Raw genomic sequence first — 18,720 nt, forward strand, 5'->3', positions numbered from 1 at the left:
CTGTGCGGCTGTTCGTCGGCGTGTTCCCGCCGCCCGCGGCCCGGGACGACCTGGCCCGGGCCGTCGCCGGCCTGCACGTGGCCACCGCCGCGGTCAACACCCGGCTCGTCCCGCCGGAGCGCCGGCACGTCACGCTGGCGTTCCTCGGCGAGGTCGACGAGCACCGGCTCCCCGCCGCGGCCGACGCGCTGACCGGGGTGGCCGTCGAGCCGCCGGAGCTGCGCATCGCCGGCGGCGGGCGGTTCGGCCGCGGCCGGTTCACGCTGCTGTGGGCCGGCGTCGACGGCGACCTCGACCCGCTCGCCGGCGCGGTCCGGGCGGCGCTGCGCCGGGCCCGGCTGCCGTTCGACCGCAAGCCGTTCCGGCCGCACCTCACCCTCGCCCGGCCCGGCGACCGGCTCACCCGCGAGCAGGTCGACGCCGACCGCGACGCGCTCGGCCGCTACGCCGGTCCGCCGTGGACGGCCGGCGAGATCGCCCTGGTGGAGAGCCGCAACGGCCCGCACCCCGGTTACGAGGTGCGGGCCGTCGGACGGCTGTCGGGCTAGCTGGACTCGCGGGCCGCGGGACCCCCGCCGAACAGGACGTCGTCCCAGCTCGGCAGGCGCTTGCGGGCCTTCGCCGGGTCGCCGGACGCCTCGCCGGCGCCCTGCTGCTGACCCTGGCCGCCGCTGCTCGGGGTGCGCCGGGGGCGCAGGACCGCGAGCGACGGCACCGCCGGCACCTCCTTCGGCAGGTCGGCGTCGTCGTCGAACGCGGAACCGGCGCCGCCGCCCAGCAGCGCCGCGGCGCCCCCGGAGACCGGCTGCGAGCGGCGTACCGGCTCGTTGGTGTCGAGGCCGCGGCCGGACGACTGGCCGAGCGGCCGGTCGAGCGAGGCCAGCAGCGCGTCGCGCCCGGCGCGGATCGGGTCGCGGCCCGGGCGCGGGGCCGTGGTCGTCTCCGCCGCGGCCGCGGGCAGGCCGTGGCCGCCGCGGGCGGGCTCGCCGCGCACCGGCAGGCCGTGCCCGCGCGGCGGCTCCACCGGCTCCTGCCCGAGGATCGGCGTGGGGCGCTCGGCGCACAGGTACTGCGCCATGTCGTCGTGCGGGGCCACCAGCTGGCGGGTCTTGTCGAGATCCCACGCGGCCTGCGCCGTCGCCTTGCCGGACGGCCACGTGGCGACGATGCGCCAGGTGCCGTCCTCGCGGCGGAACGCGTCCCAGGAGATCTTCTCCGTGTCGATGCCGTGCTGGGCGAGGCGGCTGTCGACGACCTCGGCCAGCGGGGCGCCGGTGTCGGACGTCTTCAGCCGGGTGCGGCGGGCGTGCTGCGCGAGCATCGCGCGCTCCTGCAGCACCGGGCCCGCGTAGCGCAGCACGCGGTCGACCGGCACGCCCGCGATGCGGGCGACCTCCTCCGCGCTCTCGCCGGAGCGGATGCGCGCCTGGATGTCGCGGGGCGACAGCGACGGCACCATGTCGTGGGCGTGCGACGTGGGCGAACTCGCCGGAGCGCCGGCGTGGTCACCGCCCATGGCGCCGCTGACGCGTTCATCGATGGGGAGCGCGAGGAGCCGGCCGACCTCGTCGGCGAGCACCAAGGCCTGGCCGTCCTCGGAGAGGGCGACGAAGCGTACTGGCCGCATCGCGGTGCCTCCGTCCCGTGCTGGCCTGTGCTCCCGAGAGTGAGCCACACCCGGGCGCGTTGCCAACCACCGTACGCTGACGACTCACCCGATGGGGGTAAGCCACGCCGTCAATGTCCAAACGTCGGTCCAGGCTAGAACGCCAGGTCCGCGGCCGCAGCCGAGAGGCCGTCGGCGGGTCCGACGACCACCTCGGTGGCATCCGCGGGCAGCCCGGGGGCCGCCGGGCCGAGGCGGCCGGTGCGCAGGTCGGCGCTGTGCAGCGACACCCCGGCGGGCGTCTCGCGCAGCACCGCGACGGTGTCCGGATCGGACCAGCCGACCGGCGCGACGGTCTGGCCGGGTTCCACCGGCAGCCGCCCGGCGACCGCCGGGCCGCCCTCGCCGGTGGTCCACAGGGTGATCTCCGTGGCGCCGCGGGTGCAGGCCAGCGGGCGGCCCGCCAGCACCGGCGGCACGGCCGCGGCGCTCAGCCGGCCGGAGCACGACTGCCCGCGCGGGGCCGGGTCGCGGCGCCGCAGCGACCCCTCGGCGGAGTAGACCTCGAACTCCCGCGGCACCTCGACCGCGTCCACCGTGGCCACCGCGGCGAGCAGGGTGCCGTCGTCGCCCCACCAGACCCGCAGCGCGCGGCGCAGCTCGCCCAGGCCCAGGCCGAACCGGTCGACCGCGCCGGTCACCGCGTCCACCACGGCCACGTCGGTGAAGCCCGGGTCGACGAACTCGTCGCCCACCGGGCCCGGCTCCAGGGCCACCACCAGCCGGGAGCCGTCCGGCGACCACTGCGCCGACCGCGGCTCGGCGGGCAGCCGCACCAGGACGGTCGCGGGCCCGGTGAGCGCCGTCGCCTCCACCGCCAGCAGGGTCCGCTCGCGCTCGGGCGGCCGCACCGCCACCCGGTCCAGCGTGGGGGAGACGGCCAGGACGTCGGCGGCCGTCCGCCGGTGCCGGCCCGTCGCCGGGTCCAGCACCCACCAGGCGCCGTCGGCGTCGGCGTACGCGGCGGCCACGTGCTGACCGGCCGCCGGGGCGGCGGGCGGGGGCGCCGGGCGGCGCAGGCCCGACCACGGCAGCGCCGCCACGGCGACCAGCACGGCCACCGCCGCCGCCCCGAGCGCCGCGTTCCGGCGCCGCCGGCGGCGCAGCCCGCGCAGCGCCGCCGCGCCCAGGTCGACCGGGCGGCCCTCGTCGGCGAGGTCCCGCAGGGCGGTACGGACGTCGTTCATCGCGCCTCCTCCAGGGAACCGAGTTCCGGGCACAGCTCGCGGAGCCGGGCGAGGCCGCGCGACGCCTGGCTGGCGACCGTCTTCGGCGAGCAGCCGAGCAGCCGGGCCACCTCCGCCTCCGGCCGGTCCTCCAGGTAGCGCAGCACCAGCACGGCGCGCTGCCGCGGGCCCAGCCGGTCCAGCGCGGCGCGCAGGCTCAGCCGCAGCGCCACGCCCGCCGCCGGGTCGTCGGCGACCCGCTCCGGCGGCCGCGCCACCACGACCTCGCGCCGCTTCCAGCGCCGCCACCAGGAGATCTGTTCGTGGTACATGACCGTGCGGGCGTACGCGCCGGGGTCGTCGATGCGGCGCCAGCGGGCCGCCACCCGTTCCAGCGCGGACTGCAACAGGTCCTCCGCCGCCTGCTGCTGGCCGGTCAGCGCATACGCCACCCGGAACAGCGCCGGCGTCGCGGCGGCGACGAATGCCAGGAACTCCTGCTCGGTGCTCGGTCTCACGGCCACCTCCACCCCTGTCGAGGCGGGGGACGCCCCGGACCCTGCACGCGGGCGGGGGAATTGTCGCGCACCCCGGCCGAGCGGCGGGGCCGCCGCCGGGGCAGGATCGACCGGTGAGTGATCTCGTCGTCCACCTCGAGTCCTACCTCGGGCCGATCGTGGCCGGCAGCGGGGGCGGCGAGCGCACGCCCGAGGGCGTGCAGGTCCTGCGGTACGGGCCGGACCGGCCGTTCGACGGCGCGCTCACGCTGACCACGCTGGGCCTGTCGAACCACCACCTCGCCCAGCCGGGCGGCGCCGGGCTGCACCAGGAGCTGGTGCTGCACCTGCCCGCGGCCGACCCGCCCCGCAACGCCGCCGCGGTGCTGTTCCAGGTGGCGGGCCAGCTGGTCCGCTCCGGGCGCGGGCTGCTGCGCGGCGAGGTGCTGGGGCCGCACGGGCCGGTGTTCGGCACGGGCACCGTGACCGCCCTGTACGCGGCGGCGCCCGGCTACGTGCCGGACGGCTTCGGCGTGTGCCGCATGCCGGCGCGCACCGTGGTGCTGACCTGGCTGGTGCCGATCACGGCGGCGGAGGCGGCGTTCGTGGCGGCGCGCGGGTGGCAGGCGTTCGAGCGGGCACTGGTCGCCGAGGACCCGGACCTGACCGACCTGGGCCGCGCCTCGCTGGCCGCCGTACGCGACGGGGCGCCGCCGGAGTGACCGGCGACGCCCCGCGGAGCGTGCGTCAGAGCTGGCCGAGCACGTAGTCGATGCAGCCGGTGAGGGCCTCGACGTCCGACGGGTCCACCGCCGGGTAGAGCGCGACGCGCAGCTGGTTGCGGCCCAGCTTGCGGTACGGCTCGGTGTCGACGATGCCGTTGGCGCGCAGCACCTTGGCGATCGCGGCGGCGTCGACGCTGTCGGCGAAGTCGATCGTGGCGACCATGTTGGAGCGCAGCGCCGGGTCGGTCACGAACGGGGTGGCGACCGCGGAGCGCTCGGCCCAGCCGTAGATGGCCTGGGCGCTCTCGGCGGTGCGCTTGGCCGCCCACGCGAGGCCGCCCTGGGCGTTCATCCAGTCGGTGGACTCGGCGGCCAGGAAGATCGTCGCCAGGGCCGGGGTGTTGTACGTCTGCTCCAGCCGCGACTGCTCGACGGCGGTCTGCAGGTCGAGGAACGCCGGGATGTAGCGGCCGGACGCCTTGATCTCCTCGACGCGGGCGAGCGCGGCGGGCGAGAACAGCGCGATCCACAGGCCGCCGTCGGAGGCGAACGCCTTCTGCGGGGCGAAGTAGTAGACGTCGGTCTCGGCGACGTCGACGTCGAGGCCGCCCGCGGCGCTGGTGGCGTCGACGAGGAGCAGCGCGCCCTCGTCGGCGCCGGCGACGCGCTTCACCGGCACGCTGACACCGGTGGAGGTCTCGTTGTGCGGGGTGCCGTACACGTCGACGCCGGCCTCGGCGACCAGCTCGGGCGCGGTGCCCGGGTCGGCCTTGCGCACCGACGGCTCGTCCAGCCACGGGGCGTCCTTGACGGCCTTGACGAACTTGGCGCCGAACTCGCCGAACGAGGCGAACAGGGCCTTCTGCCGGACGAGACCGAACGTGGCGGCGTCCCAGAACGCGGTGGTGCCGCCGTTGGAGATGATCACCTCGTAGCCGTCGGGCAGCGAGTAGAACTCGGCGATGCCGCGGCGCAGGCGGGCGACCTGGTCCTTCACCGTCTTCTGCCGGTGGGACGTGCCCAGGAAGGTCTTGGAGACCGCGGTGAGCGCCTCGACGGACTCGGGGCGGACCTTGCTGGGTCCGGCGCCGAAGCGGCCGTCGGCGGGCTTGAGCTCGTCGGGGATCCGGATGCTGGTTGGGTCGACCACGGTGATCGGTGGTTCCTTCCGGGACGCAGGGGCGTGGCGGGGGACGGGCGCCGTTGCCGACGCCCATCCTCCCATCAGTGCAGCGATCGGCCCCTGTCAGGCTCGACACATCAGACGTTGTGCGGGACGGCGTCCCAGCCCTCCACGTCCTGCGGCTTGCGCGGCTGCGGCCCCACGTAGAGCGCCGACGGGCGCACGATGCGGCCGAGCTTCTTCTGCTCGAGGATGTGCGCGCTCCACCCGGCGACGCGGGCGCAGGTGAACATCGACGTGAACATGTGCGCGGGGACCTCGGCGAAGTCGAGGACGACCGCGGACCAGAACTCGACGTTGGTGGCGAGCACCCGGTCGGGCTTGCGGGCGTGCAGCTCGGCCAGGGCGGCCTTCTCCAGCGCCTCGGCCACCTCGAAGCGGGGCGCGCCCAGCTCCTTGGCGGTGCGGCGCAGCACGCGGGCGCGCGGGTCCTCGGCGCGGTAGACCCGGTGGCCGAAGCCCATCAGGCGCTCGCCGCGGTCGAGGACGCCCTTGACGTAGCCCTCGGCGTCGCCGCTGCGCTCGACGGCCTCGATCATGTGCAGCACGCGCGACGGCGCGCCGCCGTGCAGCGGGCCGGACAGGGCGCCGATGCCGGACGAGATGCAGGCCGCGGCGTCGGCGCCGGTGGAGGCGACGATGCGGGTGGTGAACGTCGAGGCGTTCAGGCCGTGCTCGGCGGCCGAGATGAAGTACGCGTCGACGGCCTTGACGTGCCGCGGGTCGGGCTCGCCGCGCCAGCGCTTCATGAACCGCTCGACGATGGTGGTGGCCTTGTCGATGTCCTTCTGCGGCACGGCGGGCAGCCCGAGGCCGCGGGCGGCCTGCGCGACGAACGACAGCGCGGTGACCGACACCCGGGCCAGGTCGCTGCGGCACTGCTCGTCGCTGATGTCGAGCAGCTGGTCGAGGCCCCAGTACGGGGCGAGCATGGCCACCGCGGACTGGACGTCGACGCGGATGTCGCCGGAGTGCACCGGCACGGGGAACGGCTCCGCCGGGGGCAGCCCCGGGCCGAAGCGGCCGTCGACGAGCAGGGCCCACACGTTGCCGAAGGACACCTGGCCGATCAGGTCCTCGATGTCGACGCCGCGGTAGCGCAGGGCCCCGCCGGCCTTGTCGGGTTCGGCGATCTCGGTCTCGAAGGCGACCACGCCCTCCAGGCCCGGTTTGAAGTCGGACATGTCTCGCTCTCCTGGATATGGTTCGTCCGCACTGACGGGCCCCGGTCCGGCCTTGCCGTTCATTGTCGAGAAGACCCGTGGGCCGAGAGGCGATGTCTTGTCATCTTGCCCGTTGGGTAAGCGACAGGTCGACCCGAAGCGGCACGAGGAGGCACACCGTGACGCCCGACACACCGGCGCCGGCCGCGATGCGCGAGGACTACCGGCGTGCCGAGCTGCGGCGCGCGGACCTGGCGCCCACCTGGGTGGAGCAGTTCGCGCGCTGGTTCGCCGACGCGGCCGCCTCCGGCCTGCCGGAACCCAACGCGATGATCGTCGCCACCGCGGCCCCCGACGCGCGGCCGAGTGCCCGCACCGTCCTGCTGAAGGGGTACGACGAGCGCGGCCTGGTCTTCTTCACCAACTACGGCTCGCGCAAGGGCGCCGAGGCGCTGGCGAACCCGGCGGCGAGCCTGGTGTTCCCGTGGTTCGCCATGCAGCGGCAGGTGGTGGTGTGCGGGTCGGTCGAGCGGGTGGACCGGGCCGAGACGGAGGAGTACTTCGCGAGCCGGCCGCTGGGCTCGCGCCTGGGCGCCTGGGCGAGCCGGCAGTCGGCGGTGATCGCCGGCCGCGAGGAGCTGGACGCCGCGTACGAGCGCGCCGCCGAGCGGTTCGGCGAGGACGTGCCGACGCCGGAGCACTGGGGCGGCCTGCGGGTCGTGCCGGTGACCGTGGAGTTCTGGCAGGGCCGGTCCAGCCGCCTGCACGACCGGCTGCGGTACGTGTGTGATGCAGGGAACTGGTCGGTGGAGCGGCTCGCGCCGTAAGGAGCCCACTAGATTCGGGCCGTGACCGAGACGGCCCGGCGCTCCTGGGTGATCGACACCCGCCCGCTGCGCGTGCCCGCGTACCGGCGGCTGTGGGTCGGCAACGGCGTCTCGTTCTACGGCATCCAGTTCACCGCCGTCGCCGTGCCCGTCGAGATGTACGAGCTGACCGGCTCGTCGGCCTGGGTCGGCCTGCTCGGCGTCGCGGCGCTGGTCCCGCTGCTGATCTTCGGGCTGTGGGGCGGCGCGGCCGCCGACGTGCTGGACCGGCGCCGGCTGCTGCTGGCCAGCAGCCTGCTGGCCTGGGTGGCGACGTGCGCGCTGTTCGCCCAGGCGCTGCTCGACGTGCGCAGCCCGGCGCTGCTGCTGGCCATCACGGCCGTGCAGGCGGCCGGGTTCGCGGCCGGCGCGCCCGCCCGCAACGCGATCATCCCCCGCCTGGTCGGCCCCGAGCTGGTCCCGGCGGCCAACACCCTCGGCTACACCACCCAGACCGCGGGCGGCGTGCTCGGGCCGCTGACCGCCGGCCTGATCTTCGCCGTGTGGTCCACCGGCGCCGGCGTGACCATCGCGTACGCGGTCGACGCCGTGCTGTTCACGGTCCTGCTGTGGACGGCGTGGCGGCTGCCCCCGCTGCCGCCGCTGCCGTCCGACGACGGGCCCCGGCCGACCGCCGGGCTGCGCGGCGTGCTCGACGGCCTGCGCTTCCTCGCCACCCGGCCGGTGCTGCTGCTGTCGTTCGGCATCGACATCGTCGCGATGGTGCTGGCCATGCCGCGGGCGCTGTTCCCCGAGGTGGCGGCGGAGCGGTTCGGCGGCGGCGCGGCCGTCGGCTGGCTCAGCGCCGCCATCGCCATCGGCTCGGTGCTGGGCGGCCTGACGTCCGGCTGGATCGGCCGGGTCCGCCGGCAGGGCGTCGCGCTCACCGCCGCCGTCGTCGCGTGGGGCGTGGCCGTCGGGGTGGCCGGGCTCGCGCACTCGCTGTGGCTGGCCGTCGCCCTGCTCGCCGTCGCCGGGGCCGCCGACCTGGTCAGCGCCGTCTACCGGCAGTCGATCCTGCAGACGTACGCCCCCGACCGGCTGCGCGGGCGGCTCCAGGGCGTCCACTCGGTGGTGGTCGTCGGCGGGCCGCGGCTGGGGGACCTGCGCGCGGGCGCGACCGCCGCCTGGGGCGGGCCCACGCTGTCCTGGGCGGGCGGCGGGTTCGCGGCCGCCGCGGTGGCGATCGCGCTGGTCGCGGTGTTCCCCGCGCTGTGGCGCTACCGGCCGGAGAGTGACGGTCCCGCCACCCGATAGGGTCGCGCGCATGAACCTCGACACCGCCGCGCGACCGAAGTCGGGCACCCAGTGGACCATCGAAGCCGACGGCCACCGGGCCGTCGTCGTCGAGGTGGGCGGCAACCTGCGGCACTACAGCGTGGGCGGGCGGGACGTCGTCGACGGCTTCGCCGAGGACGAGATCGCGCCGGCGATGGCGGGCGCGATCCTCGCCCCGTGGCCGAGCCGCATCCGCGACGGGCAGTACACGTTCCGGGACACCGCCCACCAGCTGCCGCTGACCGAGGCGGCCTCCCGCACCGCCCTGCACGGCCTGGTGCTGTGGGGCCGCTGGACGCTGGTCGAGCACGCCGCCGACACCGTCACCGTCGAGTACGACCTGCCGCCGATGCCGGGCTACCCGTGGTCGCTGGTGATCCGCAGCACCTGGACCGTCGGGGCGGACGGGCTGCGCGCCGTGCACACCGCCACCAACACCGACACCGAGGCGTGCCCGTTCGGGTTCTCGGTGCACCCGTACCTGCGGCTGCCCGGCGTGGCCGTCGACGACGCCGAGCTGACCGTCCCGGCCCGCAGCCGGGTGCTGTTCGACGGCCGGCTGCTGCCGATCGGCGCGGTCAAGGTCGCCGGCACCGACTACGACTACGCCGAGCCCCGCCGGATCGGCGCCGCCGTGCTCGACACCACGTTCGGCGACGTCGTGGCCGGCCCGGACGGCGGCTCGGCCGTCACCCTGGCCGCGCCGGGCGGGCCGTCGCTCGACGTGTGGGCCGACGGCCAGTTCTCCTACTGGCAGGTGTTCAGCGCCGACACCCTCGGCGGGGAGCGCCGCCGCCGCTCGGTCGCCATCGAGCCGATGACCTGCCCGCCGGACGCGTTCCGCTCCGGCCGGGACCTGATCGTGCTGGAGCCGGGCCAGACCTGGACCGGCACCTGGGGCATCCGCCCGTCGCTGTAGATGGACTTCGACTCGGTCGTCCGCCGGCGGCGCATGGTCCGCGCCTACGACGAGACCCGGCCCGTGCCCGCCGCCGCCGTCGAGCGGCTGCTCGACCACGCCACCCGGGCCCCGTCGGCCGGGTTCACCCAGGGCTGGGGCTTCCTGGTGCTGGAGTCGGCCGCCGACCGGGAGCTGTTCTGGTCGGCGACCACCCCGGCCGGGGCGGGCGGCTCGGCGTGGCTGGACGGCATGCGCCGGGCGCCGCTGATCGTCGTCCCGCACGGCAACCGGGAGGCGTACCTGGACCGCTACGCCGAGCCGGACAAGGGCTGGACCGACCGGGACGCCGCGCGCTGGCCGGTGCCGTACTGGCACGTCGACGCCGGGTTCGCGGCGCTGCTGATGCTGCTGACCGCCGTCGACGCCGGGCTGGGCGCGTGCTTCTTCGGCATCCCGCCGCAGCGGCTGGGCGACTACCGGGCGGCGTTCGGGGTGCCGGCGGCGTTCACCCCGGTCGGCGCGATCACGGTCGGGTACCCGGCCCCGGACCGGCGCTCGCCGTCGCTGCGCCGCGGCCGGCGGCCCGTCGACGACGTCGTGCACCGCGGCCGATGGCGCACCGCCCCCGGAGCATGACCAAGGGTGACGGGCGGCCGGTTGGCCCGGGTCGCTAGGCTGGCACGGTCCAGCGGCAGCCAGCGGGAGGGGAGCGTGCCGTCGTGATCTTCAAGGGCGTTCGGGACGGTCGGCCGTACCCCGATCACCACACGACGCTCAAGCAGTGGGCCGAGATCCCGCCCCGGCCCATCCGGCTCGCCGACCTGATCACCACGAAACGCGAGCTCGCGCTGGACAAGCTGCTCGCCGAGGACTCGACGTTCTACGGCGACCTGTTCCCGCACGTCGTGGAGTACCAGGGCTACTTCTACCTGGAGGACGGGCTGCACCGGGCGCTGCGCGCCGCCCTGCAGCAGCGCAACCAGATCCACGCCCGGGTGCTGACGCTCTAGCTAGATTGGGCGGCATGCCCGTCGCCCCGCTCGACCTCCTCGACCTCGACGACCTGCTGACCGACGAGGAGCGCGCGATGCGCGACCTGGTCCGCCGGGTCGCCGACGACGCCGTCCGCCCGCACGTCGCCGGCTGGTACGAGCGCGGCGAGGCCCCCGTCCGCGACCTGACCCGCACCTTCGGCGAGGTCGGCCTGCTCGGCATGCACCTCACCGGCTACGGCTGCGCGGGCGCCTCCGCGGTCGCGTACGGGCTGGCGTGCCTGGAGCTGGAGGCCGCCGACTCGGGGGTGCGCTCGCTGGTCAGCGTGCAGGGCTCGCTGGCCATGTACGCGATCTGGCGCTACGGCTCCGAGGAGCAGAAGCAGCGCTGGCTGCCCGGCATGGCCGCGGGCGAGCTGATCGGCTGCTTCGGCCTGACCGAGCCCGACCACGGCTCCGACCCCGCCGGCATGGCCACCCGGGCCCGCCGCGACGGCGACGGCTGGGTGCTGACCGGCGGCAAGATGTGGATCACCAACGCGCCGGTGGCCGACGTGGCGGTCATCTGGGCGCGGGCCGAGGAGGGCGTCGTCGGGTTCGCGGTGCCCACCGGCACCCCCGGCTTCACCGCGCGGGAGGTGCGCAACAAGATGTCGCTGCGCGCCTCCGCCACCGGCGAGATCACGCTCGACGAGGTGCGCGTCGGCGACGACGCCCGGTTACCGGAGGCGCGCGGGCTGCGCGCCCCGCTGTCCTGCCTGACGGAGGCCCGGTTCGGCATCGTGTGGGGCTCGCTCGGCGCCGCCCGCGACTGCCTGCACACCGCCATCGCGTACGCGACCAGCCGCGAGCAGTTCGGCCGGCCCATCGCCGGCTTCCAGCTGACCCAGGCCAAGCTCGCCGACATGGCGCTCGAACTGCAGAAGGGCTGGCTGCTCGCCCTGCACCTGGGCCGCCGGCACGACGCCGCCGGGCTGCGGCCCGAACAGGTCAGTGCGGGCAAGCTGAACAACGTGCGGGAGGCCATCGCCATCGCCCGGCAGTGCCGCACGATCCTCGGCGCCAACGGGGTCAGCGCCGAGTACCCGATCATGCGGCACGCCAACAACCTGGAGAGCGTGCTGACCTACGAGGGCACCTCGGAGATCCACCAGCTGGTGCTGGGTCAGGCGCTGACCGGGGTGTCCGCGTTCGCCTGAGCGTCGCGCTCGGCGGCGCGCGCCTCGGCCTCCTCCGCCTTCGCCAGGGCCTTCGCGTACTGCTTCTCGAAGCCCTTGGTCGACAGGTAGAGCTTGTAGATGATCGCCAGGTCGAAGACCAGCATCAGCACCGACGTGATGACGATGGTCAGCGCCATCGCCCCGCTGCCGAAGATCGCCCCGGCGATCGGCGCGAAGATGAAGCAGCCCATCGCGAACTCGATCGTGCTGACCAGGTTCGGCCGGATGCGGCTGCGCCGCAGCGCGTTGCGGAAGTGCACGAACGCGCCGAACTTCGAGCGGAACTCCTCGTTCAGGTCGACGACCGTGCGGTTGACGTCGGCGAGGTGCTCCTCGGTGGCCTCCCCCTTGGGGACCTCCTTCATGACCTCCTCGACGAAGCGCGGGCCCAGGCCGACCTGGCGGCCGTCCGCCTCGGCGGCGCGCTTGTGCGCGGCGGCCAGCTTGCGCCGCATGCCGCCCTTGACCCGGGCGATCTCCAGCGCGTTGAGGTTGTGGAACATCTCGAGGAACGCGATGACGCCGCCCAGCACCAGCCAGTAGTCCTCGCCGGTCAGCACCCACTGGGTGCCGACGAGGGCGACGGTGCAGGTGACCACGCGGATGCGGTCGAGCATGTAGTCGAGCCACGCGCCGAACGCCGTGCCGCTGCCGTTGAGCCGGGCCACCTTGCCGTCGACGCAGTCGGCGACGAACGCGATGTGGAACAGCAGCGCCCCGACCACCAGCCACAGCGGGTCGGCGGCGACGAAGCACGCGGCGGCGCCCAGGCCGAGCACGAACGCGAACAGGCTGATCCGGTTCGGCGTGATCGCCCGGTACGGCGCCACCCAGCGGACCAGGTGCACCGCCATCGGGTCGACGACGACGACCGTCCACCAGGCGTCACGGCTCTTGTAGGTGCGCTCGCGGATCTCGGCGATCGGCGTACGTGTCACCAACGGTCCCACCTCTAGTTCATGCAGAAGCCTTCCGGCGTCCGCCGAGGGTACCGGTAGGGGCACAGGCCGCGCCAAGGACCCGCGCGTGGCGGGCGGCGGTCGTTTGCGGTCCGTACGGTGGTGGGTAACGACGTCGGTGAAGAGGTGAGCGGCGATGACCAAGCCCGGGGACGTCGACGACCCGACCAAGGAGTGGCCCGCGTACGCGCCGGGCCGCGCCGGTGCGAGCGCGCCGGAACCCGCCGACCCGCCCGAGGACGCCGTCGCGCCACCGCCGCCCGGCCGCTCCGGCCCGGTGCGCCTGCTCGTCGCGCTCGGCCTGGTCGCCGCGCTGATCGCGGCCGCCGTGGTCGGCTTCCGGCTGATCGTGCCGAACTTCGACAACCCGTTCTCGTCGGAACGCACCGACCGCAGCCAGCCCGTGCTGCTGCAGTCGATGCGCGACCTGAGCCGGTTCGTCGGCGCCGACGGCACCTTCCAGGTGATCGTCGACATCGAGGACGGCCGGGAGAACATCCCCGACTTCCTGCTCGGCCGCCGCACCCTGTTCGTCGCGGCCGGCACCGTCGAGGCGTACGTGGACTTCTCGCAGATCGGCGACGGCGCCGTCACGGTGTCCGACGACGGGAAGACCGCGGTCGTCAAGCTGCCCCCGCCGCAGCTCGGCAAGGCCGCGCTGGACACGGACAAGAGCTACGTCTTCTCCGAGGAGCGCGGGCTGCTCACCGGCATCGGCGACGCGATCGCCCGCGACCCGAATCAGCAGCAGGAGGTGTATCGCCTCGGCGAGCAGCGGATCACCGAGGCGGCCACGCAGAGCGGGCTCGCGCAGAAGGCCCAGGACAACACCCGCAAGATGCTGGAGGGCCTGCTGCGCTCGCTCGGCTACACGACGGTGACGGTCGAGTTCGCCGCCGTGTGACGGGCTACTCGTAGTGGTACCGGCACTGGGCGATGCGGATCTCGTCGCCGACGACCTTGTAGACGAGCCGGTGCTCGTCGGTGATGCGCCGCGACCAGTACCCGTGCAGCCCGTGCTTGAGCGGCTCGGGCTTGCCCATGCCCTCGTTGCCGTTGCGTTCGATGTCCTTGATCAGCGTGTTGATCCGCCTGAGGAGCTTCCGGTCCTGGGTCTGCCACCAGAGGTAGTCGTCCCAGGCGTGCTGGTCCCAGACGTACTTCACTCGACGGGCTCGTGCACGTCGCCCTCGCCGGCTTCGAGCCGGTCGATGGAGGAGAGCAGCCGCCGGGCGTTGGCCGGGCTGCGCAGGAGATGCACGGTCTCCTTGAGTGACTGGTACTCGTCGAGCGCCACCACGACGACCGGTTCCTTGTTGGCCCGGGTGATGACGACCTCCTCGCGGTCGTTCACCACGTCGTCCAGCATCTTGGCGTAGTTGGCCCGCGACTCCGTGGCCGTCATGGTGCGCATGCCGCCCCCGTTCTGTACAGCATCGTGTACGTACACGAAACTGTACGCCGAGCGGAGGCGGCGGGCAACGTCAGGCCGCGTAGCGCTCCTCGTTCGGCAGCACGATCCACAGGGCCAGGTAGAGAAGGAACTGGGGACCGGGCAGCAGGCAGGAGATCACGAAGATCAGGCGCATGGTGTTGGCGGACATTCCGAACCGGCGGGCCAGGCCGGAGCACACGCCGGCGATCCATCGATCGTTGCGGGGCCTCGACAGGCGACTCATGGTCCTCACTCCTTCGGTCGGTGCCGGCGCGGTGCCGCCACCTGCATTCGACGGTAGGGTGCCCGCGCACCGCCGCCCTCAACCGGCAGGCCGATCCGGGGTCTTCACCTCCCGTAGGGGCAACCCTGGCCCGGCCGTCTCCCGCTGTTAAGGTGACGCGGGTTGTCGCCCGTGTGGCGGAGAGGCCCCGGCGGGTGCCTGGTGGGAGGCTGCAGGTGACGGTCGCGGTGCTGGTCGGGGCCGCCGACCTCGATCCGGCGCTGCTCGACGAGACGTGGGCGGCGCTGACCCGTGGCGTGTCCGCGGCGGGCGCCCACGACATCCACCTCATCGCCGAGCGCGATCCCGCCGCCGACCTGGCCGCCATCGCCACGCTCGCCCGCGCCGCCACCGGCCCGCTGCTGCTCGTCGCCGGCGACCTGGTCGCGCACGGCGGCCTGCTGCGGCTGCTGGCCACCGAGCCGGCCGGGCGCACCGCCGCCCTGGTCGCCGCGCCGGGCGGCCCGCACGCCGACGGCGACGCCCGCGAGGAGCGCGGCCGCATCGTCGCCGGGCCGTCCAACGTGCGGTTCCTCGGCGCGCTCTGCGTCGCCCCGCGCGACCTGCCCGCCCTGGCCGCCGCCGCCGAGCGGCTCGGCTCGGCGGGCGGGGCCGCCGTCGGGGTGCGCGTCGCGTCCGCCGTCGACCTGCTGCTGCCCGAGCTGCTGCGCGCCGGCGTCGCCCCGCAGGCGGTGCGGGTGCGGCTGCTGCACGCCGAGCGGGTCGGCGACGCCGCCGGGTTCGCGGCCGCCCGGGCGCGGGCCGCCGCCATCGACGAGGACGCCGCGCTGCTGCGGCTGGCCGTCAAGGAGAGGGACGACTTCTTCACCACGTACGCCGTCTCGACGTGGTCGCCGGTGGTCACGAAGTGGGCGGCCCGGCTGCGGCTCACCCCGACCGGCGTCACGGCGGTCTCGGTGCTGTTCGCGGTGGCCGCCGCGCTGGCGTTCTGGCAGGCGTCGCGGCCCGCCATGGTGGCCGGCGCGGTGCTGCTGTACCTGGGCTTCGTGCTCGACTGCGTGGACGGCCAGCTGGCCCGCTACACGCGCCGGTTCTCCCCGTTCGGCGGCTGGCTCGACACCATGGCCGACCGGGCCAAGGAGTACGCCGCGTACGCCGGGCTCGCCGCCGGGGCCGACCGGCTGGGCCTGGAGCACGCCTGGCCGCTCGCGATCGCGGCGATGATCCTGCAGACCGTGCGGCACATGACCGACGCCTGGTACGGCGCGCTGCACGACGAGGCCGCCCGGCGGCAGGCCGGCGGGCAGGCCGCGGGCGGGGTGAGCGGGCGGCTGTCGCGCGCCTCCGAGCGGGTGCAGGCCGACACCGGCTCGCCCGCGTACTGGCTGAAGCGCATCGTGGTCTTCCCGATCGGCGAGCGGTGGGCGCTGATCGCCGTGCTGGCCGCCGTCGCGGACGGGCGGGTGGCGCTGCTCGGCGTGCTCGGGTGGGGGCTGCTCGCGGCCGCGTACACCCTGGGGTTGCGCACGCTGCGCGCCCGCGGGATGCGCGTCGGCGTGCTGGCCACGACGGACGTCGCGCGGCACCGCGACGACGGGCCGGTGGCCCGGTTGCTCGGCGGGTCCGGCCTGCCGGGGCCGCTGGCGTTCGCGCTGCTGGGCGTCGCGGCGGGGGCCGTGCTGCTCGGGCTGGCCGCCGCCGGCCGGCTCGGCGACGACCCGCGCCTGGCGGTCGCCTTCGCGGCGCTCGGGGTGCTCGCGGCCGGGCTGCCGTCGCGGGCCGCGCACGACGGCGCGCTCGACTGGCTGGTGCCGGCGGCGCTGCGCGCCGGGCAGTACCTGTTCGTGGCGGGGGTGGGCGTCGCGTGCGCCGTGCCCGCGCCGCTGGTCTTCGCGCTGGTGTTCACGCTGGCGCTGCACCACTACGACGTGACCGCCCTGATGGAGAAGGGCGCGCCCGACCGGGTGGTCCGGCTCCGCCCGGGCTGGGACGTCGTGGTCGTGCTGCTCACGCTCGCCGCGGCGGCGGGCTGGGCGACGGGGGGAACCATCGTGCTGGCCTGCCTCGGCGGCGGCGCGTTCGTCATCGGCGCCCTGGCGGGGCGCCGGTCTGCCCAGGCGGAAGGTGTTCCCGCGTGACCCTGCTCAGCGTCGTCATGCCCGTGCACAAGGTCCAGGGGTACCTGCGGCAGTGCCTCGACTCGGTCCTCGACCAGTCGTTCACCGACTTCGAGATCGTCGCCGTCGACGACGCGTCGCCCGACCACAGCGGCGCGATCCTCGACGAGTACGCCGCCCGCGACCCGCGGGTGAAGGTGGTGCGCCCGCCGGCGAACGTCGGCGTCGGCGAGGCCCGCAACCTGGGGCTGGACCACGCCACCGGCGAGTTCGTCTGGTTCGTCGACGCCGACGACTGGCTGACGCCCGGCTCGCTGCGGGCGGTCGCCGAGCGGCTCGCCGGCACCGGCGCCGACGTGCTCGTGGTCGGCTGGGACCGCAGCTACTGGACGGGCGAGGTCACCCCGGGCACCGCGGCGAAGCTGCTGGCCGAGGCGCCCGAGTCGTTCCGGCTGGACGAGTGGCCGCGCATCGTCGACGTGCTGCACGTGTGCTGGAACAAGATCGTGCGCCGCGAGCTGCTGCTGCGGATGGGCTACCGGTTCGAGTCCGGCTGGTACGAGGACCTGGGCTTCACCTACGGCGTGTTCGCCGCCGCGGACAAGATCAGCACGCTGGCGCGCGACTGCGTGAAGTACCGCCAGCGGCGCAGCGGCGCGGCCACCCGCACCGTCGGCGACAAGCACTTCGAGATCTTCGGCCACTGGGACCGCACGTACGAGATCGTCGCCGAGCACACCCCGCACGCCGACGCGCTGCGCCCGCACCTGTTCCGGCGCATGGTGTGGCACCACCTGACCGTGCTGCGCCACGGCGAGCGGGTGCCGCCGAAGTCGCGCAAGCGGTTCTTCACCTCGATGACCGAGCAGTACCGCCGGCACGTCCCGCCGGGCGGGTACCCGGTGCCCGGCGGTGCGCAGGGCGTGCGGCACCGGCTCGTCGGCCGCGGCGCGTACCGCACCTTCCAGGCGTTCAACACGTTCGTGAAGACCGCCAAGTGGGGCAAGCGGCAGCTGCGCGGCGGCAAACGGCTGGCCAAGCGGGGCGCCCTGAACGCGCGGGCGCTGCTGCTGCGCGGCTACTACCGCTGGCAGCTCACCCGGCCGATCGACCAGAACCTCGCGCTGTACTCGGCGTACTGGTTCCGCGGGGTCACCTGCAACCCGGGCGCGATCTACGCCCGGGCCAAGGAGCTGGCGCCGGGCGTGCGCGGCGTGTGGGTGGTCAACCGGGCCCGGGCCGCCGCCATGCCGAAGGGCGTGCCGTACGTGGTGGCGGGCACGCCGGCGTACTTCCGGGCGCTGGCCCGCGCCCGCTACCTGATCAACAACGTCAACTGGCCGAACGACGCCGTCAAGCGGCCCGGCACCACGCACGTCATGACCCACCACGGCACCCCGCTGAAGAAGATGGGCCTGCACCAGGCCGACCACCCGGCGGGCGCCACCGACAAGGGCTTCGAGGCGCAGATGCGCCGGGCCGACCGGTGGGACTTCAGCGTCACCTCCAACGCGCACACCACCATCGCGTGGGACGGCGCGTACCCGTGCCGGTACGAGACCCTGGAGGTCGGCTACCCGCGCAACGACCGGCTCGCCCTGGCCGGGCCCGAGGAGGGTGCGGCCGTGCGCGAGCGGCTCGGCATCGCCCCGGGCGAGACGGTGGTGCTGTACGCCCCGACGCACCGCGAGTGGCTGCCGCCGGGCACCCCGCTGATGGACGTCGAGGACTTCGCCGCCAAGCTGGGCCCCGGCCACGTGCTGCTGGTGCGCGCGCACTACTTCCACGTCCCGCCGGGCGGCGGCGGCGAGTTCCCGCGGGCCGGCAACGTCATCGACGTGTCGGCGTACCCGGTGGTCGAGGACCTCTACCTGGCGGCGGACTCCCTGGTCACCGACTACTCGTCGCTGATGTTCGACTACGGCGTGCTGGACCGGCCGATCGTGATCTTCGCGCCGGACTGGGACGCGTACCGGGCGCTGCGCGGCGTCTACTTCGACCTGACGGCGGAGCCGCCGGGCATCGTCGCGACGACCTACGCCGACCTGGTGGACGCGTACACCAGCGGGGCCTACGCCGGCGACACCGCGGCCAAGGCGCGGGCGCACTTCCGCAGCCGGTTCTGCTACCTCGACGACGGGGGAGCGGCGGAGCGCGTCGTCCGCCGGGTCATGCTGGGCCTCACGGAGGGTGATCGCGCGTAGCTCCCGGGTGATCAGGCCGTCACGCTGGGCAAATGGCACGTTCACCCGATAGCTAACCAGTGACGTCTGTCGACACAGTTACTGCGCTGGGGGCCAGGGCAAAG

The 18,720-nt window shown here is 74.8% G+C and carries 20 protein-coding genes; 11 read left to right on the plus strand and 9 right to left on the minus strand.

The features are described 5' to 3' along the window. Positions 1-2: 2 nt before the first annotated feature. The gene (gene thpR, locus Sya03_RS15780) at positions 3-548 is read left to right on the plus strand and encodes an RNA 2',3'-cyclic phosphodiesterase (protein WP_203939059.1); all 546 of its coding nucleotides are present in this window, start codon (positions 3-5) and stop codon (positions 546-548) included. Here thpR and sepH read toward each other — a convergent pair. The 3 genes from sepH to Sya03_RS15795 form a co-directional block, all read right to left on the minus strand. Continuing rightward, positions 545-1,627 carry a septation protein SepH gene (sepH, locus tag Sya03_RS15785; protein ID WP_203939060.1) on the minus strand — a complete coding sequence of 361 codons (1,083 nt, stop codon included), beginning with the start codon at positions 1,625-1,627 and terminating at the stop codon, positions 545-547. The genes thpR and sepH overlap by 4 nt on opposite strands. A 134-nt stretch (positions 1,628-1,761) precedes the next feature. Next, the gene (locus Sya03_RS15790; protein ID WP_203939061.1) at positions 1,762-2,853 is read right to left on the minus strand and encodes a hypothetical protein; all 1,092 of its coding nucleotides are present in this window, start codon (positions 2,851-2,853) and stop codon (positions 1,762-1,764) included. Further along, complete coding sequence (locus Sya03_RS15795; RefSeq protein ID WP_239107568.1) at positions 2,850-3,350, minus strand: SigE family RNA polymerase sigma factor; 501 nt, start codon at positions 3,348-3,350, stop codon at positions 2,850-2,852. The genes Sya03_RS15790 and Sya03_RS15795 overlap by 4 nt, the downstream gene beginning before the upstream one ends. Positions 3,351-3,463: 113 nt before the next feature. Between Sya03_RS15795 and Sya03_RS15800 the strand changes: the two genes are divergently transcribed. Next, positions 3,464-4,051: a suppressor of fused domain protein gene (locus tag Sya03_RS15800; RefSeq protein ID WP_203939063.1), complete on the plus strand. Its 588-nt coding sequence runs from the start codon at positions 3,464-3,466 to the stop codon at positions 4,049-4,051. Between the two features lie 25 nt (positions 4,052-4,076). Here Sya03_RS15800 and serC read toward each other — a convergent pair whose 3' ends face one another. Both serC and Sya03_RS15810 read right to left on the minus strand, forming a co-directional pair. Continuing rightward, positions 4,077-5,204 (minus strand): phosphoserine transaminase, encoded by a 1,128-nt coding sequence (gene serC / locus Sya03_RS15805; protein WP_203939064.1) that lies wholly within the window; start codon positions 5,202-5,204, stop codon positions 4,077-4,079. Between the two features lie 110 nt (positions 5,205-5,314). Next, positions 5,315-6,421: a citrate synthase 2 gene (locus Sya03_RS15810; RefSeq protein ID WP_203939065.1), complete on the minus strand. Its 1,107-nt coding sequence runs from the start codon at positions 6,419-6,421 to the stop codon at positions 5,315-5,317. 158 nt (positions 6,422-6,579) lie between these two features. Here Sya03_RS15810 and pdxH point away from each other — a divergent pair, with 158 nt between their 5' ends. The 6 genes from pdxH (at position 6,580) to Sya03_RS15840 (ending at position 11,636) form a co-directional block, all read left to right on the plus strand. Then, a complete protein-coding gene (gene pdxH / locus Sya03_RS15815; RefSeq protein WP_239107569.1) occupies positions 6,580-7,227 on the plus strand; it encodes a pyridoxamine 5'-phosphate oxidase in 648 nt (215 codons plus the stop codon). A 12-nt stretch (positions 7,228-7,239) separates the two neighbouring features. After that, on the plus strand, positions 7,240-8,523 hold the full coding sequence (locus Sya03_RS15820) for an MFS transporter (RefSeq protein WP_203939246.1): 1,284 nt from the start codon (positions 7,240-7,242) through the stop codon (positions 8,521-8,523). A gap of 10 nt (positions 8,524-8,533) precedes the next feature. After that, a complete protein-coding gene (locus Sya03_RS15825; RefSeq protein ID WP_203939066.1) occupies positions 8,534-9,463 on the plus strand; it encodes an aldose 1-epimerase family protein in 930 nt (309 codons plus the stop codon). Continuing rightward, complete coding sequence (locus Sya03_RS15830; RefSeq protein WP_203939067.1) at positions 9,464-10,081, plus strand: nitroreductase family protein; 618 nt, start codon at positions 9,464-9,466, stop codon at positions 10,079-10,081. It begins immediately after the preceding gene. 83 nt (positions 10,082-10,164) lie between these two features. Next, positions 10,165-10,455 carry a type II toxin-antitoxin system VapB family antitoxin gene (locus Sya03_RS15835; RefSeq protein ID WP_203939068.1) on the plus strand — a complete coding sequence of 97 codons (291 nt, stop codon included), beginning with the start codon at positions 10,165-10,167 and terminating at the stop codon, positions 10,453-10,455. Between the two features lie 14 nt (positions 10,456-10,469). Then, positions 10,470-11,636 (plus strand): acyl-CoA dehydrogenase family protein, encoded by a 1,167-nt coding sequence (locus tag Sya03_RS15840; protein ID WP_203939069.1) that lies wholly within the window; start codon positions 10,470-10,472, stop codon positions 11,634-11,636. Here Sya03_RS15840 and Sya03_RS15845 read toward each other — a convergent pair. Continuing rightward, complete coding sequence (locus tag Sya03_RS15845; RefSeq protein ID WP_203939070.1) at positions 11,603-12,595, minus strand: CDP-alcohol phosphatidyltransferase family protein; 993 nt, start codon at positions 12,593-12,595, stop codon at positions 11,603-11,605. The two genes, Sya03_RS15840 and Sya03_RS15845, sit on opposite strands and share 34 nt — an antisense overlap. A 157-nt stretch (positions 12,596-12,752) precedes the next feature. On the opposite strand from Sya03_RS15845, the gene Sya03_RS15850 reads away from it, so the two are divergent. Continuing rightward, complete coding sequence (locus Sya03_RS15850; protein ID WP_203939071.1) at positions 12,753-13,520, plus strand: DUF4230 domain-containing protein; 768 nt, start codon at positions 12,753-12,755, stop codon at positions 13,518-13,520. Between the two features lie 4 nt (positions 13,521-13,524). Here Sya03_RS15850 and Sya03_RS15855 read toward each other — a convergent pair whose 3' ends face one another. The 3 genes from Sya03_RS15855 to Sya03_RS15865 form a co-directional block, all read right to left on the minus strand. Further along, positions 13,525-13,782: a Txe/YoeB family addiction module toxin gene (locus Sya03_RS15855; protein ID WP_203939072.1), complete on the minus strand. Its 258-nt coding sequence runs from the start codon at positions 13,780-13,782 to the stop codon at positions 13,525-13,527. Next, complete coding sequence (locus Sya03_RS15860; RefSeq protein WP_203939073.1) at positions 13,779-14,030, minus strand: type II toxin-antitoxin system Phd/YefM family antitoxin; 252 nt, start codon at positions 14,028-14,030, stop codon at positions 13,779-13,781. Before Sya03_RS15860 ends, Sya03_RS15855 begins: the two co-directional genes overlap by 4 nt. Positions 14,031-14,100: 70 nt before the next feature. Beyond that, on the minus strand, positions 14,101-14,295 hold the full coding sequence (locus Sya03_RS15865) for a PspC domain-containing protein (RefSeq protein WP_203939074.1): 195 nt from the start codon (positions 14,293-14,295) through the stop codon (positions 14,101-14,103). Between the two features lie 215 nt (positions 14,296-14,510). On the opposite strand from Sya03_RS15865, the gene Sya03_RS15870 reads away from it, so the two are divergent. Next, positions 14,511-16,433 carry a DUF5941 domain-containing protein gene (locus Sya03_RS15870; RefSeq protein WP_203939075.1) on the plus strand — a complete coding sequence of 641 codons (1,923 nt, stop codon included), beginning with the start codon at positions 14,511-14,513 and terminating at the stop codon, positions 16,431-16,433. After that, entirely contained in the window at positions 16,430-18,616 is a 2,187-nt protein-coding gene (locus Sya03_RS15875; protein ID WP_203939076.1) for a bifunctional glycosyltransferase/CDP-glycerol:glycerophosphate glycerophosphotransferase, read from the plus strand. Before Sya03_RS15870 ends, Sya03_RS15875 begins: the two co-directional genes overlap by 4 nt. Positions 18,617-18,720: the final 104 nt, after the last annotated feature.

It is taken from the genome of Spirilliplanes yamanashiensis, from assembly GCF_016863475.1.
Taxonomy (GTDB): Bacteria; Actinomycetota; Actinomycetes; order Mycobacteriales; family Micromonosporaceae; genus Spirilliplanes; species Spirilliplanes yamanashiensis.